Origin of the sequence: Vreelandella lionensis, from assembly GCF_044543515.1 — a bacterium.
Classification (GTDB): Bacteria; Pseudomonadota; Gammaproteobacteria; order Pseudomonadales; family Halomonadaceae; genus Vreelandella; species Vreelandella lionensis.
The window spans coordinates 93,017-118,098 of record NZ_JBITWC010000013.1 but is presented as its reverse complement, the minus strand read 5'-3'; the positions used below and the strand labels follow the sequence as shown (position 1 = coordinate 118,098).

Below are 25,082 nucleotides of genomic sequence, written 5' to 3'. Positions count from 1 at the left end.
AAATACACAAAGAACGGGAGAAGCGTGTCTGCATTTTCGATTTTTTGTTGGCTCATGTGAGCGTTGATGAATATCGGCAGTTATTCAGACCTTCCTTAGCTTAAACGATGCCCTTACACGCCCCTCTGGCTACAGTCGCGAAGAGTTTGTAAAGCTCAGCAATTGGGATCTCACACCCAAGGAGTACCAAGCAGAAGAAGAGAAAGCACTCGCTCGCCTACGCACTAATGGGAAATATGGCCCCTTTGAGAAGGAGTACATTCGTAAAAATGGGAGCCGCTACCCGGTGCGCCTACAGGGCATGTTAAGCCAAGACCCCGACGGCCGCTGGGTGATATGGTCGCTGATTGAAGACATTACCGAGCGCCGCCGATTGGATAAAATGAAAAACCAATTCATTGCTACCGTTAGCCACGAACTACGTACACCGCTAACCTCCATCAACGGCTCTCTCGGCCTACTGGCAGGCGGTGCCGTGGGAGAGCTCCCCGCTCCGGTCACTGCACTGCTGGATACCGCTCAGCGCAATGCGCAACGCCTGGCGTTATTGATCAACGACTTGCTAGATATGGAAAAACTGGTAGCAGGCAAAATGCCAATGAACCCAGTGGAGCAAGCACTCACTCCCCTGGTAAATGAGGCCATCGAGTCACTCGCAGGCTACGGTGAGCAGCATAAAGTAGCCATCCACACCTCTGGCCATTGGCCGAAGGTTCAAGTCAAGGTCGATGGCCCCCGGCTGATTCAAGCCCTCACCAACTTAATGTCGAACGCGATTAAGTTCACCCCTCAAGGCGATGCTGTTGATGTATCGGTCACTTTCAATAGCGATAAAGCGACGATCATCGTGCGCGACCATGGCCCTGGCGTAGACCCCGCGTTTAAAAGCCAACTGTTCCAGCGCTTTTCTCAAGCCGACAGCAGCGATACACGCAAGCTTCCCGGTACCGGGCTTGGGTTAGCCATTACCCGGGAAATTACCCATCAGCTCGGTGGAGAAGTGCGCTACCGAGATGCCACAGGCGGTGGCAGCGAATTTTATATTGAGCTACCAGGGCGAGAGGCATAGCACGCCCGACACTTTTTCCAGAATGGCCTAAAAGGCTATTGTTTAGCAGTAAAAACCACCCTTCTAAGGCTCAAGGCAAACGCCCTACTTTATTGGTAGGGCGCTGCAAAATCAGTACGTCACGATGCATCCAGGCCCAGCCTACCCCCACTCAAGCTGGCAATATTCCGCGCTTGTAAGATATCTCTTACAAACATGTCAGAGATGTCTTACATAATTTTATCGGTATATAGGCTAAGGTGTGAGTACGCCAAAGCATGCCGCGTACAGGAAGTGCGACAAGTTATCTCAAGGACGATGCCAAGGAAGAAGTTAGGCGGAAGGAACAAGGACACGCGGCAAGCCATGGATGGCTTCTTTACTCCCTCTTATGTTCGATAGCGCTGCTTCACCCTGCGCCTTTGCAGTATCCAACGACTGTTGAACCTCCCACCTCGGCTTATGCCACCAGCAGTACCACTGCCACAAAGCCCTCGCCGCTTACTTGATGACGACCACAATGGTAGCTAGTCTGTGAGTAGGATTTGTACAAACGTAAGCGTAAGCAGCAAACTTCCGTATAAATTCTAGCCATAGACGGCGCACCACTACCTGTACGGCCAGCGCCGTCCTCAATTCATAAGGAGAGTGAAGGGATGTCTAGCCCAGAGCATAAGCAAAAAATCTGGAAGATGATTAAGGATATCAAAGTAGGCATGTTGGTAACGTTAGACCACGATATGCCCCGAGCTAGGCCCATGCACCTAGTGCAGGACGAATACGACGGCACGCTCTGGTTCTTTACCCGCCGCAGCGCTGAAAAAGTACTGGAAACCCAAAGCGACCACGACGTATGCCTCAGCTTTTCCGACCAGGAAGAAGGCACGTATGTTTCCCTTTCGGGCAAAGCCAACGTGATCGACAACCGCGAGCTGATTGAGAAATACTGGAACCCCTTTGTGGCTGCCTGGTTCCCTGAAGGCAAAGACGACCCTGATGTCGCCCTATTAGAAGTGAAAGTAGAAATGGGCGAGCACTGGAAAGCCAAAGAGAGCAAAACGTTCCAGCTTTACGAGATTGCCAAAGCCAATCTCAAAAAAGACGCCACGCCCAACTTAGGCGAAAACGAGAAATTCGGTGGATAAGCCACTCACAAAGCGCCCGCTGGTTCGGGCGCTTTTTTCTACCGCACTGACGGCGATAGTTTGGGTAGCCAGCCCTTTTGCGTGGGCAGACAGCGACACAGCCGCCACTTCCACCGCCTGCGCCCCTACCGAACAGCAGCAACAGATGCTTGCACGCGTTAATGAAGCCAGAAGCCAAGCCCGCCAATGCGGTGAACAACCTTTCAACGCCGCCAGCCCCCTCACCTGGAGCTGCCCGCTCACCGCCGCCGCGCAAGCCCACGCAGACGATATGGCCGCTAACGACTATTCAGCCACACCGGCCAAGACGGCAGCGGTGTAGGCGAACGTGCCACCCAACAAGGCTACCACTGGCGCACCGTCGGCGAAAACATCGCCGCTGGCCATACCAACGCCGACGCAGCTATCGAAAGCTGGATCAACAGCCCTAGCCACTGCCGTAATTTAATGAACGATGATTTCACGGAGATGGGTATGGCCCACGCGGAAAATGCCGACGCGCGGTTTACGCATTATTGGGTGCAAACGCTGGGGGTGCCACGTTGATAGGCAGGTTTTGGTGAAGAGAGGAGTTTTTGGCGTCCCTGGCAGGAGTCGAACCTGCGACCTGCCGCTTAGGAGGCGGCTGCTCTATCCTACTGAGCTACAGGGACTTACGGGGCGCATAGTATAGCGTGTTGCTGCGCGACGGCCAACCGGGCCACTTTAAATCCATCCGACTAATCGCAGTGCAAAGATACCAAGCGTTACCGTTAAGCTCGCCATTAAAGTGGTAATCGCGATGATATTAGCCGCCAGGGCGACGTTGCCATTTATGGCTTTCACCATAACAAAGCTTGCCGCGGCAGTGGGGCTGGCGAAGAACAGAAAGAGTAGCCCAAGCTGGCTGCCTGAAAAGCCTATTAGCCATGCGGCTATTGTGGAAAGCACCGGTAAAATCACCATTTTCATACTGCTAGCGCTAAACGCTACTTGGCTTCCTTCACGCATGCTGCTCACAGAAAGCGTCGCGCCGATGCATATCAGCGCTAGCGGCAGCGTCAGGGAAGCAAAGTAGTTGCCAGAAGTCATCACCCAGCTAGGCAACGATATTGAAAATGCCGTGAATGGTAGCGCGGCAAAAACGGATAGGATCAGTGGGTTTTTGACAATATGCCCCAGCAGGCTGCGCCAATCGGTAGATTGCCCCGGTTGATAGGCGGCCAGCGCCACCACGGAAAGCGCGTTGTACATCACAATCACCACGCCCAGCAGCAGGCTACCCGCTGATAATCCATAGTTACCGTACATCCCTGCCGCTAGCGCCAGCCCCACCACTCCGCAGTTACCGCGAAATGCGCCTTGCACGTAGATGCCTCGATCTGCCACCGGCACCCGGAAATGCGCCCACCCCCAGCTGAACAGAAACTGGCCTAATGTGGCTACCGCAAAAAATAGCAAAAGCGGCACATCCAATGCGACGCTCAGGTCAGCTTTGACTAGACTCAGAAAAATCAGCGTTGGTAGCGTGGCTTTAAACACCAGTGCGGAGGCGGTCGATATGAACTCGCTATCAATCCACCCAAGTCGCTTAAGGGCAATACCGATGAACACCATAGCAAAGACTGGCAGGGTGACATCTAATGTGCGGGTAAACAGCTCAAGTAGGTCCACAAAAGCTCTCTCAGTCGAATAAGCATCCCCTTATGTTCTACCGTTGACAGAGATTTGTCGACTCGCTAGACAGTTACCGCGCCATAAGAGAAAGTAAGCACAAACGCGCATCGTCACTTATAGGTCACTTATGGTACTGCCAGGCAGCCCCGAATATGAAGAACAGCGCCTACTTACCCTCAAGCGCTATACTTTGGGTGATCTATCGGCTGACCAACACCTTGATCGTATTACTCGTCTAGCCGCTACTTACTGCGATGTTCCCCTTGCGATGATCACTCTGGTGGATAACGAGCAAGTATGGGTTAAAAGCAGCGTAGGCGACTTTCCCCGTACCCTCGTACGCCAACAATCTTTTTGCGCCACGGCGATCCAGCAGCAGCAGCTGTATGAAGTTGTTGATGCACGCAAAGATCCTATTCACAAGCACTCACCGCTGGTAACCGCATCGCCTCCTATTGTGTTTTATGCGGGCATGCCGCTTGTGGCAGATAATGGCAACGTCATCGGCACGCTTTGTGTGATGGATCGGCAGCCTCGCCAACTATCTGATGAACAGCGTGACTTACTGTTTCAGCTCGCCAAAAGCATCGTGCTTCAGTTTGAGCATTATTTGACCCTGCGTGCTTACCATGCGATTGGCAACGCGGCGATTGGCTTATGGGAAATGGATGTTCCCAGCCGTGCCACGCATTGGAATGAGGTGGTGAACGAGCTGTACGATGTCGATAAGCGCGATACCCGCACATTTGAACAGCGGATGCAGGCCTATACGCTAGAGGACCGTGCGCGCTTAACCAATGCCATCGACGCAGCCATTGAGCAACGCAAAGCATTTAACGATACGTTTCAACTAATCACTGTCTCGGGTGAACCGCGCTGGGTTCGCATTACGGGCAACCCATTAGTGGTCGAGGGCAACGTGGTGCAGCTTATTGGCACCATGCTGGATGTGACACCACGCAAACGGGTGGAAACGCAGCTGCTACGGCAGCAGGCGTTAGAGCGCGCGATTATGCGCGCCCAGGCCAGTTTTATCGATGAACAGGGCAATGCCAAAGCGCTTAACCCGTTGCTGGATGATCTTCTTGCCCTCACCTCAAGTGAGTATGGCTTTATTGGCGAAGTGCTCTATGAGAGCGCTGACAGCCCCTATTTGGTCGCCCATGCGATTACCGATATCACTTGGGATGAACCATCGCGGCTTTTTTTCGCTAAAAACGCCCCAGAAGGCATGATCTTTAGCAATCTCGATACGCTGTTTGGCCATGTCATGCGCCATGAAGAAGTGGTGATTTCAAATACCCCCGCTAGCGACCCAAGGAGCGGAGGATTGCCACCTGGGCATCCTGCGTTAAATGCATTTCTTGGCGTACCAATACACTCCCATGGCCAGTGTATTGCCATGATCGGACTCGCTAACCGCCCAACTGGCTATGATACGGCCCTAGTAGATTTTCTTGCCCCATTGCTAGGCAGTATTGGGCAATTCATTAACAATTTACGTCACTCTCGCCAACAGCACACCGATCAGCAGGCTATCGCTCGTCTTTCGATGGTGGCTAAAAACACCAGCAATGGGGTGGTGATTACGGATGCCCATGGAAAAGTGGAATGGATTAATGATGGCTTCACACGGCTAAGCGGTTACTCGTTTGAGGAAATTGTAGGTAAAAAGCCAGGCCAGCTTGTCCAGGGTAAAGCAACAGACCGCTCGACGACTCAGCGCATTGCCCACGCTATTCGTCATCGCCAGCGCTTTGAGGAAGAACTACTGAATTACCGTAAGGACGGCACGCCTTATTGGGTGCATATTAGCTGTAATCCCCTACCGGCAACCGAACAAACCGGTGGTGGTTTTATTGCTATTCAATCGGATATTACAGAAACGAAGCGCCACGAAGAAGCGCTTTACAAAGCAGCGAATATTGATGAGCTCACCGGCTTGCCTAATCAGCGTTTAGCGCGCGCACAGCTTGAAAAGCTCACTCAGCAGTCCGAGCCAATGTCAGTGTATGTGCTAAACATTGATGACTTTAAGCGGCTTAATGACCTATTTGGCTACCCTGCCGGGAACGATATTTTAAAGCGCATTGCAAAGCGACTTGAAGCACTGGTGGAACCTCTAAAAGAGCTAGGTATGGCAGGTCGGCTAAGTGGTGATGAGTTTGTTATAGCTGCCCCCACCCACCGCATGAGTGAAGCAGCGCTTCATCGAGCCATTAAACAACCACTTCATGTGCATGGGCACACGCTAAAACTGACTACCTGTATTGGTATGACGTGCTATCCAGAGGATAACGCCGACCCAGACACCCTATTCCGCCATGCCTACCAAGCACTGTATCAAGCGAAAACCTTAGGGGTAGCCCAGTGTGTGCGTTACAGCACCGACGAAGAGCACCTAGTGCGTTTACGGCAGCAAGAGCGAAACGCTATTCAACATGGACTAAGCGACAACGAATTTCGACTTTATTATCAGCCCCAGGTAGACCTTAACTCACAAACGGTCGTGGGTGCTGAGGCGTTAATCCGTTGGCAGCATCCCACCTTGGGCCTTCGCTCACCGGCCGAGTTTTTACCGCTATTAGAAGGTAGCGAGCTGGAGTTCCGTTTAGGTGAATGGGTCATCGAAGCCGCTCTTAAACAGCTGCAACACTGGCAAGCACTGGGTGTTGAGATACAAGTGAGTGTGAACATAAGCCCACAGCATTTGCTGCATCAGGGCTTTTTACCCCAGTTAGAACAGTTATTGAATCGCTATTCAGACGTGCCACCTGAGCTGTTGGCTATCGAAATCCTCGAGTCTGCCACTCTTGATGATATGCAGGCTGCACTCCATGTACTCGAAAACTGTCAGCGGTTGGGCATTGACGTCGCTCTGGATGACTTCGGCACGGGCTATTCGTCTCTTGCCTACTTTCGCCACCTGCCCGTGCAGCTCATCAAAGTTGATCGAGATTTCGTGCGCGACATGCTCGATAGCAAAGACGACCGCGCTATTGTTGAAAGCATTGTGTTTTTAGCTAAAAAATTCTCACGGCCTGTGTTAGCAGAGGGGGTAGAAACCTTAGAACATGCACAAGCTCTGTTAGCCCTTGGTTGCCATTTAGCCCAAGGTTACGGAATTGCACGCCCCATGCCTGCCGAACAGTTGCCCGGCTGGTTAAAAACGTGGCGTTTAGATGGCTTTCCTAAAACGCATTAATCAAAAAGCGCCATGGGGTCAAACTCGCTGGGCAGCTTGACTACCACACCGTCCCGGCCTTGCCCTTTCGCTTCGTAGCTTGCTGCATCTGCCCGCGATAAAGCAGATTCTACGGTTTCATCAGACTCATCAAAGGTAGTGACACCAAGGCTCAAGGTAACGGTATATTCTTTGCCTTCATGGGTAACCGATACTTCGCTTACCGCTTGGCGTAACGACTCAGCAATCGTCTGAGCTTGCCCTAACGTACAACTGGGCAGCAGCACGCCAAATTCATCGCCCCCCTGACGGGCCACATGGTCACTTCGGCGCACCTCCCAAGCCACTACCTGCGCAATACGGCGCAGCATTTCATCGCCTAATGCATGGCCACCTTCATCATTAATCGGCTTAAAGTGGTCTAGGTCGAACAGTAGTAGTGCTGAAGGCGTACTGGTCTTCTGGTAGTCAGCAAACGCTTCTTCAAGGCGGCGATCAAACCCACGCCGATTAAGCAGCCCAGTCAACGGATCATGCTCGGCCTCCCAACGCTGCAAGGCTTCCTGCTGGCGGCGTTCGGTGATATCTTTCACTACCCCGACCAACCCTAGCGAATGCCCCCCCTTAGAGAGCATGACAACCCGTGCATGAACATCCAACCAGAGGGTTTCTTTATCGCTACGAATAAAACGTAGTTGGCGCACAAAATCGTTGCCTGTTTTTAAACTATGAGCCCACATATCTTTGGCACCTTCACGGTCATCTGGATGGATTTGATGTATCCAGATATCCGCCTGCGCATCCGCTTCAATCGCTAACATGTGCAGTAACGCTGGGTTCATATAAGTAATGATGCCACCAAAGTTAGCAACAAACATACCTTGTGGGGTGGCACTAAGCACAGAATCCAAAAACGCTTCACGCTCCTGTAAATGACCAAACAGTTGCTGGCGCTCGTTTTCCACGCGATTAAACGTTTCGGCCACCTGCTGCAGTTCCTGCATATTAGTGGCTAAATCCAACCGGGTTCGTTGCCCAACTCCCACCTCACCAATTTGCGTCTCGAGATGTTCTAACGGCTTTAAAATGCGAGCTAATAGCCACCAGAGCAGCGGCATTATCATTAGTGCAAGAACTACCCAAATTCCAAAAAGCTTATAAATAAACCCGGAGAGCGGAAGATACGCTTGGTTGGCCGGCAGAAAAAGGCCCACGACCCAGTCGGCGGGCCATACCTGAGCATATGCCTGCAGGCTTGTGCGACCGTCTGCCAACTCGGTCACTCCCTCTCCCTGCCAGCCATCCAGAGCAAGGTCTAGCAAGGGATTAAGCTGGATTTCATCAACATGCTTGTTTACCAGCTGGTGGTCTGGGTGATAAAGGACTTTTCCATTGGACGTCACCACTGCTGCGTACCCTTCTCGGCCCAGACGTATGGTGTTTAGCCGGTTAAAGAGGCCGCCACTGTCAAGACTAACCATTCCTCCTATTACCCCAGCAAAACGCCCCTCTTCGTCTAGCCTTGGCACGCTTATTATCACTAGGGGTACCCCTCTAGCGCGCCCTATAAAAGGCTCGCTTACATAGGGTTGACGAACCCCACGCACCATTTCGTAGTATTCACTCTCTGAGACTTCCAAACCTATTCGCCCCACAACACTGGGCCAATCAGTCACAATAACGCCTTGTTCGTTACTAATAACCAAACCATCAAACCACGACAGCAACGCATCGTTTTTTTGTAATTCATGGCCAAGCCAAGCTGAGTCATTCGATAGGCCAATGGCCCCACTTAGCCGCTCCAGAGCATCAATGCGCTGTTCAACCTGCTGGGTAATTTCATCGGCAAGCAAGGTTGCCTCGTAGCGCAAATGAGCCATATTGGTCTCATGCACCATACCTTTGCCAACCTGCCAAGCCATCCCCAACACTGCCCCTGCTAAAATGACCAAGGCACAGGAAAGACCCAACAGTAGTCGGCCTTGTAAAGAGCGGAACGTAACAAGCTTGCTAACCAAGGGGGCTAAGCGCACCGGCAATCCCTTTTTTGTTAATTTTCCTTAAATTGAGCTCATTGAAACAGCATCAATCTCGATATAAACGAACAACTTACCAAAAAGATGTGATAGATGCGCGTTGATGAAAATCAACTTAGGCAATTTTATTGATTCAGCACACCTAGCTAATGGCGTATCAAAACGATTCGTCAGGAGTGGATATACATTTTTGAGTACTTCCCCAGACTACAAAGGACGGATTAATAATCTCAGCAGGGTTTCCATAGTGCAGTGGCTCGCCACTCATGGCCTGAACGACACCTCCCGCCTCTTCAATGATCACTTGAGCGGCGGCGGTATCCCACAGACAAGTAGGCCCAAAGCGGGGATACACATCAGCCACACCTTCTGCGATCAAGCAAAATTTCAATGAACTGCCGACTGGATTAAGTTCATGGTCGCCCAGCTGTTTCAGCCAGCCGCATAATTCGGGACTTTTATGTGAGCGGCTACTTACCACTCGCCAAACTCCTGGCGGGTGAGGAGCATTAGCAACGTTTAATTGCTCACGATGCCCATGACAATCAATTTTGTAAGTCCCTTTACCTTTGGCTGCTACATAAGCAATGCCCAAAGCAGGTGCCGTGACGACACCCAGTACGGGGGAATCATTCTCTATGAGTGCAATATTGACGGTGAACTCATTGTTTTTCTTAATAAATTCTTTTGTTCCATCTAAAGGGTCTACTAGCCAATACCGCTTATCATCCCCTGCCCCTGCAAAATGGCTAGTATCTTCCTCGGAAAGTACAGGCAACTTCTCTTTTAATGCTTGTAGCCCTGCAACAATAACATGATGTGCAGCCTTATCAGCTTCGGTGACTGGGCTATGATCTTCCTTGATTTCAACACTATATTCGTTGCCATAAATTGCCATGATGGTATCACCCGCATCATAAGCAATGGTTAACACCTGTTCCAATAACTGTTCCAATAACTCCCCCATGCAACCATCTCCAGAGCAAGCAATGAGGCCGCAAAAACGGCCAGCTAAATAGCCACTCTATGCAGAGTGGCTAGCATGATATAACGCTCAAACGTCGTAACCTGCTTCTCTAGCCAGCGTCGTATTGGCTTGCAACCAACCTTCAATATGCCCGCAGTCAAAGGTACGACCATGCATCCTAAATGCCTGGACGGTTTTACCCTCTTGCATAAGGCGGTCAATTGCATCCGTCAGTTGGATTTCATTACCCGCGCCGGGGGGTTGGTCACGCAACAGCTCCATAATGCGATACGGCAACACATAACGCCCAATCACTGATAGGCGTGACGGGGCCTCTTCTGGCTTTGGCTTTTCGACCACACCACGCATATCGGCGCTTTCACCCGCAGCAGGTTCGTCACAATCCACAATACCGTAACGATATACATCCTCCTGGGGCACTGCTTCTACCATAATTTGCGCTGCTTCGGTCTTTTCCCAGCGCTCAACCATACTGCCTAAATCACACGCGCTGTTGCCTACTTGCGGCTTCACCAATACATCCGGCAAAATCACCGCAAACGGCTCCTCTTTATCGAGCAGATGCGAAGCACAGTAAATCGCATGCCCTAGGCCTTTCGCATTAGGCTGTCGGACGCTGGTGACTTTTAGCTTTTTAGGTGAAATAGCAGAAAGGGTTTCCAGCAGCGCATTTTTCCCCTTACTGGCTAGCGAGTGCTCTAACTCAAAATGTGCATCAAAGTGATCCTCAATAGCCGACTTCCCCGCTCGCGTGACCAAAATGATCTCATTGATACCTGCCGCCAGCGCCTCTTCCACGACATGCTGAATGAGGGGCCGGTCAACAACAGGCACCATCTCTTTCGGAATTGCTTTGCTAATCGGCAGTAGACGGGTGCCAAAACCAGCAACAGGGATAATTGCTTTGCGTACTTGGGTCATCGTTAACGTCCTTTTACTGAGCGTTGCGTTCCAGAATAAGGAAAAATACAGGGCGAATTCACGCTAAACTTTATGCAATTGCTATGCCGAACCGCAGGGCAGCAAGCCTTAACGTATAACAACTGTGGTTACTAATTTTTCAATATGCCTGAAAGCAACACTGTGGCACTTTCAATCAACTCATCTAAATGGTGCGGACCTTTGAAGCTTTCTGCATACACTTTATAGAGCGACTCTGTCCCGCTAGGGCGAGCAGCAAACCAGCCGTTCTCGGTGGTTACTTTCAACCCACCAATCGCCGCATGATTACCCGGAGCCTTTACCAACACAGCAGAAATAGGGTCTCCAGCCAGAACTGTATCGGTCACGCTTTCAGCAGTGAGATTTTTAAATGCGGCTTTCTCTTCAGCCGTACAGGCAGTATCCACACGCTTGTAGAACGGTTTACCGAAGCGCTCGGTCAGGGTCTGATAATATTCACTGGGTGTTTTACCCGTAACAGCCATGATTTCAGCTGCCAAAAGGCACAGCGCAATACCATCTTTATCAGTAGACCACGCCTTACCATCGCGGGTTAATAGACTAGCACCAGCGCTCTCTTCACCGCCAAAGGCCAGCCACCCCTCATGCAAGCCATCCACAAACCATTTAAAACCTACGGGCACCTCATATAGCTCGCGCTTATGGGAAGCGACTACGCGATCAATCATCGACGAGGAGACCAATGTTTTACCGATCTTTAACGACTCACTCCACTCTGGGCGATGGCTAATCAAGTAATCTACACACACTGCCAAGAAGTGATTAGGATTCATCAAGCCATTGGCATCCACAATGCCATGCCGGTCAGCATCTGGGTCGTTGCCAAAGGCGATATCAAAACGGTCTTTAACCTTTAATAAATTAGCCATAGCATCCGCGCTGGAGCAGTCCATACGGATTTTGCCGTCGTGATCTAGTGGCATAAAGCTAAAGCTGTCATCTACGGTGGTATTCACTTCTTCAAGATTCAAGCCATAGTGCTCAGCCACCGCCTGCCATACCGGTAGCGCCGTCCCCCCCATAGGGTCGGCGCCGAGAGTTAAATTGGCGTTTTGGATGGCCACCATATCTACTACTTTGCCCAGCTGCGCTACATAGTGAGCAGTGAAGTCATACTCCTGAGCGTGGGCTAACGCCTCATCTAAAGGTACCAGCGAAACATCACTTAAATGGCGGAGTAAGTAAGCGTTTGCACGCAGCTCAATCCACTTGGTAACGTCAGTATCGGCTGGGCCGCCGTGATGAGGATTATATTTAATACCGCCATCCTCCGGCGGGTTATGGGAGGGAGTAATAATCAAGCCATCAGCCTTGGCAGCCTGATGTTGCTGGGCATTATGTTGCAATATCGCGTGGCTCACCAAGGGAGTTGCCGTGTAGCCATGATCTTTCTCAACCAATACTGGTACTTTATTGGCTGCCAATACTCGCAGCGCGCACTCCCAAGCGGGGCGTGAAAGCGCATGGGTATCCAACCCAAGAAACAATGGGCCTTGATACCCCTCCTCATTGCGAAAATCCACGACCGCTTGGGTAATCGCGATGATGTGTGCGGCGTTAAACGTGCGCTCGGTAGCACGGCCACGGTGGCCAGAAGTACCAAAGGCGACTCGCTCTTTGGCAACATTAGCATCCGGTGTTTGTTCAAAAAAAGCATGAACGATGGCATCCATCCCAACTTCTCCTTCTAACTCGGTTAGTTTGCTGCCCTGCCTGTTATTGGCAGTTTACTGACATAGGGACGTGAAATGCGAGCAGGAATAGCAGGAATCAGCAGTGAGCACTAGAAAGCGTCATAAAAAAACCGACCCCTAAAAGGGGCCGGTTCTATTCTGTCTACAGGGGTTACACCCGTAAGCGTGGTTTAAACCAAGCTTAGAAGTGGTAACGAGCGCCTGTCAGCCAGTATACGTCGTCAGTCAGATCACCCAAAGTGACATCACGATCGACAGTGGGCGCATCGCCATCAGCAAGCTCAACAAATACGTCGAAGTTGCTAGAAACTTTGTAGTAGCCGCCTGCTGCCCAAGCGTTGCTGTCACCGATGTTGTCGCGATCTACGCGGTAGTAGTCAGCAGTGAATGCCCAAGGACCAGTGGTGAAAGTACCACCAAGGCCGACTTTATCGTAGCCGTTTTCACCGGTAGCGCTCGGTACATAGTTGGCGTTATCGTCGCGAGTTTCATAACCTAAGCGCGCAGAGAACTGATCGGTGAAGTCGTAAGAACCGATCAAGCCGTACAGCATCTCGCCGTTACCGCCACCTTCTTCGATATCATCGACAAAACCAAGACCGATAGTAACCGGGCCTTGTGCATAGCGAACTGCACCTTGAGCCGCAACTTCAGAATCTTCTGTCGGCTCAACATTGCCGCGCTCGCTGTAGTGCTTGGCTTGCAGCGCTACAGTGAAACCACTTAGATCAGGTGTGTAGTAACCGATAGAGTCGCCACGAGACTGTTTCGGGTGACCAGCAAACTCTAAACCGCGGTCGATGTATACGTCGAACGGCAGAGAAACGAACTGGTTGTAAAAAGCGTCAAAGTTACCAGCTTGGAAAGTACCGTACTGCTTGCTTTGCAGACCCAGGTAGCTCTGGCGAACTTCTTTGAAACCAGTATTGCCGTTACCGCTTGGGCCGGTACGCTCGTCACCATCAAAACGCCACTCTAGACGACCGAAGGCGGTCAGGTCAGAAGTAACTTCCTGGCTCATGCGCAGGCCGAGACGAGAGTATACGTCTACAAATTCAACATCATCGTTGATACGCTGACCAGCGCTGTTGAACTCTTCGCCGCCACCGGCGATACCCATGGCGATACGGCCGTAGATGTCCAGTTTGGTACCGTCTTGGTCATATACGGTAGCTGCTTGAGCGGCAGCAGAGGCACCCAGGGCGCCAATGATAGCAGTCGCTAAAAGTGTCTTTTTCATGATGTAGGTTCCTTAACTAGCTTACTGTTTCGATCGTTATTACCGGCCTTCTAAGAAGCCAGTATGTGGCTTGCGGGCCATGCTCTTTTTCTCATCCGCCGGTTTTTCCCGGTGGTATGCGACATGTCCTCAACAAAGCCTTGTTATAGTCCAATGCTCGCAGGTCAAACTCTATACCGGGATTCCAGGGAACGCAATAGAAAAAAACAGTGTTTTTTTACGTTTTGTGCTTTTTTATGGAACCCAGACAACTGCTTTTGGTCTCAGTGGCCTTCGAACTTCTGCTGCAAGCCCTTTAGCTTCTCTTCAAGGCTAAGCGGCTTTTTCTGTTCAGTTTTTTCTGCCACTGCGGTTTTTGGGTACTGCTTACTTATCTTCTGTGGCGCTTTTTTTGCTGGCTCTACCGCTTGAGCAGCGTTTTTTGGGGCAGAAGGCGGGGCGCTATCAGCCACCTTTTTTTCCGGCTTTTCATTACGTCGCTCGCTCGCATGCTGCGCGGCTTCTTTATCTACCCTGCCTGCCGGATTACCATCCAAATCGATCCGTTCAGCCCCTTCGCGCATTGATTTTACGTAGCGAGGCAAATTGACGTAATTTGCCAGTGCACGCCGAATTAACTTACCCGGCCAGGGTTCACGTTCAGCTAAATCCTGGTGAATCCCCACCTTCAGCGGTTTGGTGTGTCCTTTAAAAAACGCATTAGGATAGCGTTGATACCACTGCTTTAGCAGCGCCTGCGGCGAGGGTGGCTGAGTAGATGTCTGAGAAGGTATCTGAGCGGATATCTCAGCAGGCGCTTCTTGAGGCGCTTCTACACCTGCTTTAGACGAGGTGCTTAGCGCTGCCACAGCTGCCAACTGCTGCTTTAAACGCTCGTTCTCTTCGCGCAGCGCTGTGATTTCGGCATTTTTTTGCTCAAGCCGAGTTTCTAACGTTTCTAACAGATGCAGTACGCTGGCGGCCATAACCCCCTCCTTTGACCTAATCAGTCGTTGAAGCGCTCGTAAACCACGAAGTCGTAGCGCGGCTGCCCTTCCGCTGGCTGGCCGGGTACGCGCTGCACTTCACGCCACTCATTCGCAGAAATCTCCGGAAATCGGGCGTCACCTTCTACTTCTATATCTACTTCGGTAATGTATAGCCGTTGAGCAAACGGTAAGGCTTGACGATAGATCTCACCGCCCCCCATTACCATAATTTCTTCTGCCGCTTCGATGGTGGCTTGCTGGTCGGCTAGCTCCAGGGCAGCTGGCAGCTCATGACAAATGCGCACCCCTTCTGCGGTGAAGCTTGTGTCCCGAGTGACGACGATATTAAGGCGGTTTGGCAATGGCTTGCCAATGGATGTGTAGGTTTTGCGCCCCATCACTAGCGGCTTTGCCTGGGTCATACGTTTAAAAAATTTTAGATCTTCAGGCAAATACCAGGGCAAATTGCCATCCACGCCAATCACGCGGTTCTTGGCCATAGCAGCAATCATGGCCACCGGTACGAGAGATTCATAGGTATTGGCTGGCTGACTCATACGGCCACCTTCGCTTTGATGTGTGGGTGCGACTCGTAATCTTTGATTTGAATATCATCGAAAGTGAAGTCAAACAGGCTCGTCACGTTAGGATTGAGAACAAGCTTAGGCGGCGCCATCGGCGTGCGGGTTAGCTGCTCCTGCGCCTGCTCTAGATGGTTGCTATACAGGTGGGCATCTCCAAGCGTGTGGACAAACTCCCCCGGCTGCAGGCCGGTTACCTGAGCCACCATGCTCAGCAGCAGTGCATAACTGGCAATATTGAACGGCACGCCGAGGAAAATATCAGCACTGCGCTGATAAAGCTGGCATGAGAGCCGACCATTAGCGACATAAAACTGGAACAAACAGTGGCACGGCGGCAGTTTCATTTCATCCACTTGGCCTGGGTTCCAGGCCGAGACAATTAACCGCCGCGACTGCGGGTTGGTGCGAATTTGCTCTAGCACATTGGCAATTTGATCAACACTTCCGCCGTTGGGGCTTGGCCAACTGCGCCACTGGTAACCGTATACCGGACCTAAATTGCCGTTTTCGTCGGCCCACTCGTCCCAAATACGCACGCCGTTCTCTTGAAGATACCCAATATTGGTATCCCCTTTCAGAAACCACAGCAGCTCGTGGATGATGGAGCGTAAATGCAGCTTTTTGGTCGTCAGCAGCGGAAAGCCGCGTGAGAGATCAAAACGCATTTGATGACCAAAGACCGAACGTGTGCCGGTGCCGGTGCGGTCGCTGCGGTCAACGCCTTGCTCCAGCACGGTACGCATCAGGTCCAAGTAAGGCTGTTCAAGCGCGGGTAACGTTGATGTCATTGCAGGCGTGGGCGTTGTTGCAGTCACAGAAAATCCAGATTAACAGCTAATGTGGGGCTGTATTCTAGGCCGACAGCTGCGTATTGGCTACCAACTCGGGGTGAATGGTGAGCCGTGGAAAAGTTCTATTCACGCCTCACCATTCACCCTCTGCACGCTTAAACCTTGGCGTCGACGGGTTTATTGCGTGACCACGCGATAAAGAACAAGCCGAGAGCGATCATCGGAAGCGTAAGTAGCATGCCCATAGTGACCCAGCCAAAGGCAATGAAGCCAATGTGAGCGTCAGGCATGCGCACAAACTCAACCATAAAGCGGAACACGCCGTATCCCAACAGGAACAGCCCTGAGATAAAGCCACGGGCGCGCGGCTTGGCGGATACCCACCACAGAACCGCAAACAGCACGACGCCTTCCAGCAGGGCTTCGTAGAGCGCGGATGGGTGGCGTGGTTCCGGCCCCATGCCTGGGAATGGCATACCCCAGGGCAATGACGTAATGCGCCCCGGCAGTTCATGGTTGATAAAGTTGCCGATACGCCCAGCCCCCAGGCCAATCGGTACCAGCGGTGCAATAAAGTCGGTTAACGCGAAAAAAGCCAACTGCTTGCGGCGGGCAAATAGCCAGGCGGCCAGCAGTACGCCCATCAAGCCACCATGGAAGCTCATGCCGCCATCCCACACGCGGAAGATCCAGAGCGGGTCGGCCATCCACTGTTCTAATCCGTAAAACAGCGCGTAGCCCAAGCGACCACCGGCGACCACGCCAATGGCACAGTAGAAAAGCAAATCGCCGATATCATCTTTAGTTAAGCCGATACGCGGTGCGCGCTTACAGCCCAGCCACCAGGCGGCGACAAAACCAACTACATACATTAGGCCATACCAATGTACTTGCAACGGGCCTAGGGAAATCGCGACAGGGTCTATCGTTGGGTAGTTGATCATTCACTTTCTCTAATCAAATAAAAGAAACGCTACAGTGTGCCAGAGCGCCATTACGCCAGTATGAAGCGCACTCCCACCACAGCGAGCAGAGCAGCAAAACAGAAACGCAGTACATGGGCAGGCAGCACATGGGCCAAACGCACGCCAATACGGGCAAACGGTACGCTGGTGGCTACGATACCGATAAATGCTGGCCACATAACAAATCCGGTTGCCCAATGCGGCAAGAGCGGGTTCCCCCACCCCACCACGATAAAGGTCACCGCCCCTACCGCTGCTATTGGTAAGCCACAGGCGGCAGAGGTTCCCACCGCTTGTGTCATAGTGGCACCGCAGCGAGAGAGCCAAGGCACTGTCATGGCACCACCGCCTATGCCGAACAGCGCAGAAATCGCCCCAACTACGCCACCCGCAATGGACATTGCTACTTTTCCAGGGGCAATAGTGCCGGGTTTCGGTGTAAGCCCGATGACCATTTTGGTAGCTAATAGAAGTACGAAGACGCCAAAAAGCGTACCCAGCACAGTGCCCGACAAGTTATCAGCAATAAACACCCCAGCAATCGCGCCTAGCATTAAGCCGGGTAGCAGGGCCATAAACCAAGCACGATGCACGCTACCTTTACGAAAATGCCCAAGGGCTGAAGAAGCGCCGGTAATGACGATAGTGGCAAGCGAGGTGCCAACAGCAAGATGCATAGTGATCTCAGGGGAAATGCCCTGTAGCCCGAAGGCAAACACCAGCACAGGAACAATAATGATCCCGCCACCAACCCCAAATAGCCCGGCCATCGTGCCAGCGACTGCCCCTAGCGCCAAGTAACTGGCTAAAATGGCTGCAAAGGTCATTGGTTCGGCTTCTCCAGGGCGTGAGGCAACCATTTATTAATCATGCTATGCAAGGTATCCGGTTGATAGGGTTTGGCTAGAAGGTCATCCATTCCAGCGGCTTCGCAGGTATCTCTGCCCGCGTTATCGACATTGGCGGTCAACGCAATCATCACACTGCGCTGCTTTTGGTTTGATTGCTCAAACTTACGCCAGCGGCGAGTCGTCTCAAGCCCATCGAGAGTGGGCATAAAAATATCCATAAAGACTAAATCATAAAAAGTGGACTGCTGGCGCTCTAGGGCTTGCTCACCGCTACTGACACCTTCCACCTTAAGGCCCTGGGACTCTAACATTTGCCGCGCCAGCATTAAGTTTACCGGCCCATCGTCAACGACCAATACGCGAGGCCGGTGCTCACCGCCCCCTGATATATCGTCACTGCTTGTCTCATTTACACTCTGCTGCACGAAATTAGCTAATAGTGAGCGGATATCAGCAAGGCGTTCACGCACATGGGTAACGTTCTGGCGGCAGCTCTCAGAGGCATCCTCCGTAAGCATGCTGCCAAGGTGCTCAAACAGGCTATCGGCTTCTCGTTGCATCAACGTTAGGTAGCCTGATTTAAGCCGAGACTCCTCTCGTGCCCGCTCCCTACCTGCCATTAAATGTTTGAGTTGCTTCTGCTGGTGATGCAAGTCATCCAACAACGCTTGGTCACTCCTAGCATGACCATCCTGTGTGACCACATGCCCCGCTTTATCAAGCGTTCGAATAACCCCTTCTAGCTGGTCGTTCGCCAGGGTAAGCCGCTGGCAGGGCTGTTCATCGGCCTTCGGCTCAACAAGCGCTGGTAAAGAGTTAAGGGCCACCCTCCTGCGCAGCTCGTCAATACGCTGCTCAAGCTCGCTAAGCCCCTGCGTGAAGAGTGTGTCCTTATACTTGCCCCGCGCTTTGATTAACATTAAAAAAACGCCTACATTCATGCAGCTGCCCAACAGAAGGGCAAGCATTAGCCACACCGTGGTTGCCCATGACGCTTGGCTGGGTGACATTAGCCAGATAACGGCTCCTACCAACACACATAGCAGGACAAGCGCGGCCTGAACCAGTAATAATGGCCATAGAACTGGCCAGATAATGGCATTCCAGAAGTGCTCTCGCTGATAGCGTTGTGTCATTCGCGATGTCCCAGTTGGCAGGGCGTTAGGCTAGTAGAGATAGCCCGCATCATTAATCACGGTGCGAAAGTCAGTGTACGTCTCCACCGGAAGAGTGTCATGTCGCGCCACTTAAGTATGCCCCGAATAATGCCTATTATGAGTCATTTATGTGTTTAATTACGTTTAGTTGGTCACCCGATAGCCACACTCCTCTACGCTTAGCGGGTAATCGTGATGAGTTCCATACACGCCCTACTGCCCCACTGAGTGCGTGGAGCGACAAAGCACTGCTGGGTGGCAGAGACTTGGAAGCGGGTGGTACATGGCTGGCAGCAAATCGATACGGCATTGTGGCGGCACTTACCAACGTACGCGATACCACCTTACACACGCCCCCTAACGCGCCCAGCCGAGGCGAACTGGTGGCGGGGGTACTTGCCAGTGACGACCCTGCCGCATGGCTAGACACCATGGCGAGCCACCAAGCCGAGCGCTACGCTGGCTTTAATTTATTAGTCGCTACCACCCACCAATGCTGGCATCTGCACCGGGGAAGCGATGGCATATCCCTTGTTAATGTGCCGCCCGGGGTGCATGGGCTTTCCAATGCCAGTTTGAACACGCCTTGGCCTAAACTACAGGCTGTACGTTGCGCTATGGAGGGTAGTAATAATCACCTGTGGCGGCCCGCCACGCGACAGGCGCTGCAAAACCCAGGGCAAGCCGCCGATCACTTGCTACCCGATACGGGGGTTGGCGTTACTCTTGAGCGTCAGCTCTCGGCGGCTTTTATCGTCGGCGAGCAGTACGGCACCCGCGCTACTACTTGGCTGACGCTTAGCCACCGGGGCGATGTGGCTATCACTGAGCAGCGCTTTGGGCCGCTCGGGCGCTTTACTGGCGAAACGACACTTACGGCGCTACGCCAACGATAGTAGCTTATTAATCACGAGGGGGCAGCAGGTGCGACAACTGCCACTCATCCAGCCGTTTATTAAGATGCTCATGGACAAGTGCGGGCGTATCCAACTGCATGATCTCTTTGAGCAGCGTTTGTGCATCGGCCAGCGTGACCCGACGAATCGCGGCACGCACTTTTGGCAAGCTGGGTGCGTTCATGGAAAGGCTGGTAAAGCCCATAGCCATCAATAGCAGCGCGCCTGCTGGGTCGCCTGCCAGCTCACCGCACAGCGAAATAGGTTTATTCAACCGCTTGGCATCTTGGGCGAGCTCTTGTAATGCGCCCAGCAGTGCCGGGTGTAGCGCGTCGTACAGGCTAGAGACCCGCGGATTGTTACGATCCACCGCTAGCAGGTACTGGGTAAGGTCATTACTGCCTACCGAGAAAAAATCGACACGCTTAGCCAGCGCGTCCATTTGATAAATAGTCGCGGGCACTTCAATCATGACCCCCACTTTTGGCCGCTCAACCTTAATGCCCTCTTCGCCCAACTCTAAGATGGCGCGATCAAGCAGCCGTATTGCCTCATCGACCTCCTCCACATTGGTGATCATGGGGAACAGCACGTAGAGATTGCCTAAATCGTGGGAGGCTTTAAGCATGGCGCGCAGCTGTACCATCAGAACTTCAGGATGATCCAGGGTAACGCGCATGCCCCGCCAGCCCAGGAACGGGTTGGCTTCCTCAATCGGGAAATAGGGCAAATCTTTGTCGCCACCGATATCTAGAGTACGCATCACCACCGGCAGCGGCGCAAAGCCTTCCAACTGCTCGCGGTACATGCGCATCTGCTCTTTTTCACCTGGGAAGCGCTCGGTAATCATAAATGGCACTTCGGTGCGGTAGAGACCTACCCCGCCAATGCGGCTTTTCAGCAGTGCAGAGGCATCCACCGCCAAGCCAGTATTCACCATCAGCGGCATTTCATGGCCGTCGGGGGTTCTACTGGGCAGATCCTGTTCATGCTCCAGCACTTCGCTGAGCACTTTCTCTTCGGCAATCAGGCTGGCGTAGCGGGTTTGCAGCTCGGCGGCAGGACGCACAAATAGCCGCCCCCGGTGGCCATCTAACACCACGGGCGCACCGTTCAGGCGTGGCAGCGGCAGGTCTACCATTCCTAATACCGTGGGAATGCCCATGGCACGGGCGACAATCGCCACGTGAGACGTACTGGAACCACGTACCGACACCAATCCTTTTAGCTTGTCGCGCGGCACTTCGCCCAGCATGGCCACACTGATTTCATCGCCAACTAAAATGGCGTTGTCTGGATAGGTTTCCGGCGTGGAAGGCGTATCTTCTTGCAGATGCGCCAACACGCGACGGCCCAGGTCGCGAATATCTGCTGCCCGCTCGCGCAGGTAGTCATCATCGACACGTTCTAGGTATTGCACATGGCGGCGAACGACATCGGCGAGCGCCCCCGGCGCCCACTGGCCTTCGCGAATGCGCTTTTCCACCTCTTCAGAGAGCGCGGCTTCTCCCAGCATCTGTTGATAAACATCAAACAGCGCTAGCTCCTGGGAAGAGATCCGGTTAACCAAACGCTCTGCAGCGGCACGAATTTCATCGCGGGCTTTGCCGATGGCCTCTTTTAGCCGGGCAATTTCGTACTCCTGGTCTCTGGGAATAAGATCAGGAACGCTATTGAGGTCGGCGGGAGGAGTGATCACCACGGCTTCGCCCATGGCCATGCCGGGCGAGGCCGCGACCCCTTTGAACATCGCCTGGCCACCGGGTAGCGCGGGGCGAGTGAGATTACCGGTGGCTAAGGCATGAGCCAGCACGCCCGCAAGCTGTGCAGCCATGGTGACCAGGAAGGCTTCATCTTCGTCATCGTAGCGGCGCTTTTCCGCCTGCTGCACCACCAGCACCCCCAACATGTGGCGCTGGTGGATAATCGGCACCCCAAGAAAGCTTGAATAACGCTCTTCACCGGTCGCTTCAAAGTAGCGGAAATGGGAGTGCGACTGGGCATCTTCCAGATTCAGCGGTTCGCTGCGTTTAGCCACCAGACCCACCAAGCCTTCGCCTAACGGCAGCACTACGCGGCCAACGGCTTGGGTACGCAGGCCAATGGTTTCCATCAGAACCAACGACTCCAGTTCTTTATCGTAAAGATAAAAAGAGCAAACATCGGTCTGCATGGCTTTGCGTATGCGGCGAACCATGGTCGACAGCGCGGCGTCGAGGTTCCGTGCGCCATTCACTTCTTGAATAACGCGTCGCAGCACCTCAAGCATGGACGTTTTCCTATTCACTATTATTTGCCTCGCTGAGGGATTGTCCGGCTGGGCTAACACTGCTTTTATCCTGCAATGATGCGCGCGTTATCCTTCGTTATCTTGTGCCAAGCGCTGCACGCGAGGAGAAAGCTCTCTTAGCGCACGCCGATAGACCTCTCGTTTAAACGGCACTACTTGCCCTAACGGGTACCAGTAGCTAACCCATCGCCAACCGTCGAATTCCGGCTTGGGCGTGGCCGTCATACAAATACGGTTTTCTTGGCAACGAATTTTTAGTAAAAACCACTTCTGTTTTTGGCCAATACACACTGGCCTTGAGTGGGTACGAATCATGCGTCGTGGCAGACGGTAGCGCAGCCAGCCCCGGGTGCAGGCGACAATATCAACATCGTCGGCGGTTAGGCCGATCTCTTCGTGGAGTTCACGAAAAAGCGCTTGTTGTGGCGTCTCGCTTGCCTTAATGCCTCCCTGGGGAAATTGCCACGCATTTTGTCCTACACGACGCGCCCAAAGCAGCTGCCCCTGGCTATTGGCAATGATAATGCCAACATTAGGGCGAAAGCCGTCAGCGTCGATCACGGACATCACCTTCATAAATTTTCAGTTATGCCCATTTTTCCACAAGGGAGACAAGCGTATCAATACAATATCACGCTAAGTGGTGAAACCTAGGTGACTCTGCGATAATCCGGCGCTTTGTGTCCGACGACCAACGTCCAACATTAACCATAAGGGGAGCGCCGTGAGTCTGGCCATTTTCGATTTGGATAATACGCTGCTATCTATCGATAGCGATCATGCCTGGGGGGAGTTCTTACTCGAGCAAGGGGCGGTTGATCCGGTTGCCTATCGTGAAGCCAACGAGCGCTTTATGGCCGATTACAACGCGGGCACTCTGGATATGGCGGCATTTTTGGAAATGGCGCTGAAACCGCTGGCTGAAAACACGCCGGAGCAGCTGGCGGCGTGGCATCAGCAGTTTATGGCGAGCAAAATTGAGCCGCATATTCTGCCCAAAGCCGAGGAGCTGCTGGCCCGCCACCGCACCAAAGGCGATACGATGCTGATTATCACTGCCACCAACCGTTTTATTACCGGCCCCATTGCCGAGCGCTTAGGTGTTGATGATTTAATCGCTGTAGACCCGGAAATGGTCGATGGCCGCTATACCGGCCGTGTTGACGGCGTGCCCAGTTACCGCGAGGGTAAAGTCATCCGCCTACAAGCGTGGCTAGAAGCCCAAGATATCACCATGGACGGCGCGTGGTTCTATAGCGATTCTCACAACGATCTACCGCTACTTGAGAAAGTTGATCACCCGGTTGCCGTCGACCCAGATGACACCCTGCGTAAAGTGGCAGAAGAGCGCCATTGGCGGATCATGAGCCTGCGGGACTAATTGAGTAGTAAGACGTAACAAAAAACCCCGCCAGCGCTGAGCTGGCGGTTTTTTTGCTAACTAAGCGCTCATTTAAGAGTGCTAGTAGGCACGTTTAGCCGAGCAGATGCTCAACAGCAGCACGCTCTTCACGCAGTTCTTTCTCGGTGGCTTGCATCTTCTCTTTGCTGAACTCGTCCAGCTCGAAACCTTGTACGATTTCGTATTTGCCACCCTGGCAGCGAACCGGGTAGGAGTAGATGATGCCTTCGGCGATGCCGTAGCTGCCGTCGGAAGGAATCGCCATGCTGACGATGCCTTCGCAACCCAGCGCCCAATCGCGCATGTGGTCGATGGCAGATGACGCAGCAGAAGCGGCAGAGGAAGCACCGCGCGCTTTGATGATCGCGGCACCGCGCTGCTGTATAGTCGGGATGAAGTCGTTTTCGTACCAGTCACGCTCAACCAGATCGAAAGCGGCTTTGCCGTCTACTTTGCACTGGGCCAGATCCGGGTACTGGGTGGCACTGTGGTTGCCCCAGATGATCATGTTTTCAACGTCAGTGACGTGCTTGCCGGTTTTCTGAGCCAGCTGGGTCAGCGCGCGGTTGTGGTCCAGACGCGTCATGGCAGTGAACTGACCAGCGTCCAGATCCGGCGCGTTGCAGGAAGCAATCAGTGCGTTGGTGTTGGCAGGGTTGCCGACGACCAGCACTTTCACATCACGGCTAGCATGGTCGTTCAGTGCTTTACCCTGTACAGAGAAGATCGCGGCGTTGGCTTCCAGCAGATCTTTACGCTCCATACCCGGGCCACGCGGACGTGCACCTACCAGCAGAGCGAAGTCAGCATCTTTGAACGCAACGTTCGGATCGTCAGTAGCAACGATATCCTGCACCAGCGGGAATGCACAGTCGTTCACTTCCATGACCACGCCATTCAGCGCGTCCATTGCTTGCGGAATTTCGAGAAGCTGGAGAATGACAGGCTGATCCGGCCCTAGCATATCGCCAGCGGCAATGCGGAAAATTAAAGAGTAGCTGATCTGGCCGGCACCGCCGGTAATCGCAATACGTACTGGATCTTTCATCATTGCTCCTTGATGGTTCGCCTATTGGAGGTTCGCCTGGTAAAGATTAGCGACATGATGTTATGCCCAGATGCCTAAAAACTCAATCAGACATGAGACGACTACCCATTCCCGAGCGGGCTTGGTACTCGCTGAGTACGGCCAGTTGCGCTATGGTGTCACGGGCTGCGGGCCCA

The 25,082-nt window shown here is 52.8% G+C and carries 19 protein-coding genes, 1 tRNA gene and 2 pseudogenes; 6 read left to right on the top strand and 16 right to left on the bottom strand.

Going from position 1 to position 25,082, the window contains the following annotated elements; translation table 11 throughout:
- The first annotated feature begins 70 nt into the window (after positions 1-70).
- From ACIGG6_RS10100 to ACIGG6_RS10090, 3 genes and pseudogenes are all read left to right on the top strand, one after another.
- On the top strand, positions 71-1,069 hold the full coding sequence (locus ACIGG6_RS10100; RefSeq protein WP_399844274.1) for a PAS domain-containing sensor histidine kinase: 999 nt from the start codon (positions 71-73) through the stop codon (positions 1,067-1,069).
- 635 nt (positions 1,070-1,704) lie between these two features.
- The gene (locus tag ACIGG6_RS10095; protein WP_253506946.1) at positions 1,705-2,193 is read left to right on the top strand and encodes a pyridoxamine 5'-phosphate oxidase family protein; all 489 of its coding nucleotides are present in this window, start codon (positions 1,705-1,707) and stop codon (positions 2,191-2,193) included.
- Between the two features lie 145 nt (positions 2,194-2,338).
- Positions 2,339-2,739, top strand: a pseudogene (locus tag ACIGG6_RS10090) (CAP domain-containing protein).
- A gap of 30 nt (positions 2,740-2,769) precedes the next feature.
- Here ACIGG6_RS10090 and ACIGG6_RS10085 read toward each other — a convergent pair.
- Positions 2,770-2,846: transfer RNA gene (locus tag ACIGG6_RS10085), tRNA-Arg, on the bottom strand.
- Positions 2,847-2,898: 52 nt separating this feature from the next.
- Positions 2,899-3,846, bottom strand: a complete 948-nt coding sequence (locus ACIGG6_RS10080; RefSeq protein ID WP_399844269.1) for an AEC family transporter — start codon at positions 3,844-3,846, stop codon at positions 2,899-2,901.
- A 130-nt stretch (positions 3,847-3,976) separates the two neighbouring features.
- Here ACIGG6_RS10080 and ACIGG6_RS10075 point away from each other — a divergent pair, with 130 nt between their 5' ends.
- The gene (locus ACIGG6_RS10075; protein WP_399844268.1) at positions 3,977-7,054 is read left to right on the top strand and encodes an EAL domain-containing protein; all 3,078 of its coding nucleotides are present in this window, start codon (positions 3,977-3,979) and stop codon (positions 7,052-7,054) included.
- Here the strand turns inward: ACIGG6_RS10075 and ACIGG6_RS10070 are convergent.
- From ACIGG6_RS10070 to ACIGG6_RS10020, 11 genes and pseudogenes are all read right to left on the bottom strand, one after another.
- Complete coding sequence (locus ACIGG6_RS10070; protein WP_399844267.1) at positions 7,051-8,955, bottom strand: sensor domain-containing diguanylate cyclase; 1,905 nt, start codon at positions 8,953-8,955, stop codon at positions 7,051-7,053. The genes ACIGG6_RS10075 and ACIGG6_RS10070 overlap by 4 nt on opposite strands.
- Before the next feature lie 271 nt (positions 8,956-9,226).
- Complete coding sequence (gene cysQ / locus ACIGG6_RS10065; RefSeq protein ID WP_399844266.1) at positions 9,227-10,036, bottom strand: 3'(2'),5'-bisphosphate nucleotidase CysQ; 810 nt, start codon at positions 10,034-10,036, stop codon at positions 9,227-9,229.
- 87 nt (positions 10,037-10,123) lie between these two features.
- Entirely contained in the window at positions 10,124-10,978 is an 855-nt protein-coding gene (locus ACIGG6_RS10060; protein WP_253506498.1) for a UTP--glucose-1-phosphate uridylyltransferase, read from the bottom strand.
- Positions 10,979-11,109: 131 nt separating this feature from the next.
- Positions 11,110-12,744: pseudogene (gene pgm / locus ACIGG6_RS10055) on the bottom strand (phosphoglucomutase (alpha-D-glucose-1,6-bisphosphate-dependent)); the annotation flags it as partial.
- 151 nt (positions 12,745-12,895) lie between these two features.
- Positions 12,896-13,954: a porin gene (locus ACIGG6_RS10050; protein ID WP_399844265.1), complete on the bottom strand. Its 1,059-nt coding sequence runs from the start codon at positions 13,952-13,954 to the stop codon at positions 12,896-12,898.
- A 263-nt stretch (positions 13,955-14,217) separates the two neighbouring features.
- Positions 14,218-14,919, bottom strand: coding sequence for a ProQ/FINO family protein (locus ACIGG6_RS10045; protein WP_399844264.1), 702 nt, complete (start codon positions 14,917-14,919; stop codon positions 14,218-14,220).
- Between the two features lie 20 nt (positions 14,920-14,939).
- Positions 14,940-15,479, bottom strand: coding sequence for a dihydrofolate reductase (locus ACIGG6_RS10040; protein WP_399844263.1), 540 nt, complete (start codon positions 15,477-15,479; stop codon positions 14,940-14,942).
- Positions 15,476-16,294: a thymidylate synthase gene (locus tag ACIGG6_RS10035; protein WP_399844272.1), complete on the bottom strand. Its 819-nt coding sequence runs from the start codon at positions 16,292-16,294 to the stop codon at positions 15,476-15,478. Before ACIGG6_RS10035 ends, ACIGG6_RS10040 begins: the two co-directional genes overlap by 4 nt.
- 158 nt (positions 16,295-16,452) lie before the next feature.
- Positions 16,453-17,241: a prolipoprotein diacylglyceryl transferase gene (lgt, locus tag ACIGG6_RS10030; protein ID WP_399844261.1), complete on the bottom strand. Its 789-nt coding sequence runs from the start codon at positions 17,239-17,241 to the stop codon at positions 16,453-16,455.
- Positions 17,242-17,291: 50 nt separating this feature from the next.
- The gene (locus ACIGG6_RS10025) at positions 17,292-18,089 is read right to left on the bottom strand and encodes a sulfite exporter TauE/SafE family protein (RefSeq protein WP_399844259.1); all 798 of its coding nucleotides are present in this window, start codon (positions 18,087-18,089) and stop codon (positions 17,292-17,294) included.
- The gene (locus tag ACIGG6_RS10020) at positions 18,086-19,249 is read right to left on the bottom strand and encodes a response regulator (RefSeq protein ID WP_399844258.1); all 1,164 of its coding nucleotides are present in this window, start codon (positions 19,247-19,249) and stop codon (positions 18,086-18,088) included. The genes ACIGG6_RS10025 and ACIGG6_RS10020 overlap by 4 nt, the downstream gene beginning before the upstream one ends.
- A gap of 149 nt (positions 19,250-19,398) precedes the next feature.
- Here ACIGG6_RS10020 and ACIGG6_RS10015 point away from each other — a divergent pair, with 149 nt between their 5' ends.
- Positions 19,399-20,166 carry an NRDE family protein gene (locus ACIGG6_RS10015; protein ID WP_399844257.1) on the top strand — a complete coding sequence of 256 codons (768 nt, stop codon included), beginning with the start codon at positions 19,399-19,401 and terminating at the stop codon, positions 20,164-20,166.
- Between the two features lie 7 nt (positions 20,167-20,173).
- Here ACIGG6_RS10015 and ptsP read toward each other — a convergent pair whose 3' ends face one another.
- Both ptsP and ACIGG6_RS10005 read right to left on the bottom strand, forming a co-directional pair.
- A complete protein-coding gene (ptsP, locus tag ACIGG6_RS10010; protein WP_399844256.1) occupies positions 20,174-22,435 on the bottom strand; it encodes a phosphoenolpyruvate--protein phosphotransferase in 2,262 nt (753 codons plus the stop codon).
- A gap of 87 nt (positions 22,436-22,522) precedes the next feature.
- Entirely contained in the window at positions 22,523-23,017 is a 495-nt protein-coding gene (locus ACIGG6_RS10005; protein WP_009096477.1) for an RNA pyrophosphohydrolase, read from the bottom strand.
- Positions 23,018-23,180: 163 nt separating this feature from the next.
- Here ACIGG6_RS10005 and ACIGG6_RS10000 point away from each other — a divergent pair, with 163 nt between their 5' ends.
- Entirely contained in the window at positions 23,181-23,837 is a 657-nt protein-coding gene (locus tag ACIGG6_RS10000) for a histidinol-phosphatase (protein WP_253501896.1), read from the top strand.
- Positions 23,838-23,931: 94 nt separating this feature from the next.
- Here ACIGG6_RS10000 and ACIGG6_RS09995 read toward each other — a convergent pair whose 3' ends face one another.
- Positions 23,932-24,906 (bottom strand): malate dehydrogenase, encoded by a 975-nt coding sequence (locus ACIGG6_RS09995; protein ID WP_399844254.1) that lies wholly within the window; start codon positions 24,904-24,906, stop codon positions 23,932-23,934.
- Positions 24,907-25,082: the final 176 nt, after the last annotated feature.

What these genes read in the sequence shown, in the direction of transcription:
- ACIGG6_RS10070 (WP_399844267.1), bottom strand. Translation starts at nt 8,955, where the DNA reads ATGGCTTGGCAGGTTGGCAAAGGTATGGTGCATGAGACCAATATGGCT.
- ACIGG6_RS10050 (WP_399844265.1), bottom strand. Translation starts at nt 13,954, where the DNA reads ATGAAAAAGACACTTTTAGCGACTGCTATCATTGGCGCCCTGGGTGCC.
- ptsP (WP_399844256.1), bottom strand. Translation starts at nt 22,435, where the DNA reads ATGCTTGAGGTGCTGCGACGCGTTATTCAAGAAGTGAATGGCGCACGG.
- ACIGG6_RS10040 (WP_399844263.1), bottom strand. Translation starts at nt 15,479, where the DNA reads ATGAGTCAGCCAGCCAATACCTATGAATCTCTCGTACCGGTGGCCATG.
- lgt (WP_399844261.1), bottom strand. Translation starts at nt 17,241, where the DNA reads ATGATCAACTACCCAACGATAGACCCTGTCGCGATTTCCCTAGGCCCG.
- ACIGG6_RS10045 (WP_399844264.1), bottom strand. Translation starts at nt 14,919, where the DNA reads ATGGCCGCCAGCGTACTGCATCTGTTAGAAACGTTAGAAACTCGGCTT.
- ACIGG6_RS10060 (WP_253506498.1), bottom strand. Translation starts at nt 10,978, where the DNA reads ATGACCCAAGTACGCAAAGCAATTATCCCTGTTGCTGGTTTTGGCACC.
- ACIGG6_RS10035 (WP_399844272.1), bottom strand. Translation starts at nt 16,294, where the DNA reads ATGACATCAACGTTACCCGCGCTTGAACAGCCTTACTTGGACCTGATG.
- ACIGG6_RS10075 (WP_399844268.1), top strand. Translation starts at nt 3,977, where the DNA reads ATGGTACTGCCAGGCAGCCCCGAATATGAAGAACAGCGCCTACTTACC.
- cysQ (WP_399844266.1), bottom strand. Translation starts at nt 10,036, where the DNA reads ATGGGGGAGTTATTGGAACAGTTATTGGAACAGGTGTTAACCATTGCT.
- ACIGG6_RS10015 (WP_399844257.1), top strand. Translation starts at nt 19,399, where the DNA reads ATGTGTTTAATTACGTTTAGTTGGTCACCCGATAGCCACACTCCTCTA.
- ACIGG6_RS10025 (WP_399844259.1), bottom strand. Translation starts at nt 18,089, where the DNA reads ATGACCTTTGCAGCCATTTTAGCCAGTTACTTGGCGCTAGGGGCAGTC.
- ACIGG6_RS10095 (WP_253506946.1), top strand. Translation starts at nt 1,705, where the DNA reads ATGTCTAGCCCAGAGCATAAGCAAAAAATCTGGAAGATGATTAAGGAT.
- ACIGG6_RS09995 (WP_399844254.1), bottom strand. Translation starts at nt 24,906, where the DNA reads ATGAAAGATCCAGTACGTATTGCGATTACCGGCGGTGCCGGCCAGATC.
- ACIGG6_RS10020 (WP_399844258.1), bottom strand. Translation starts at nt 19,249, where the DNA reads ATGACACAACGCTATCAGCGAGAGCACTTCTGGAATGCCATTATCTGG.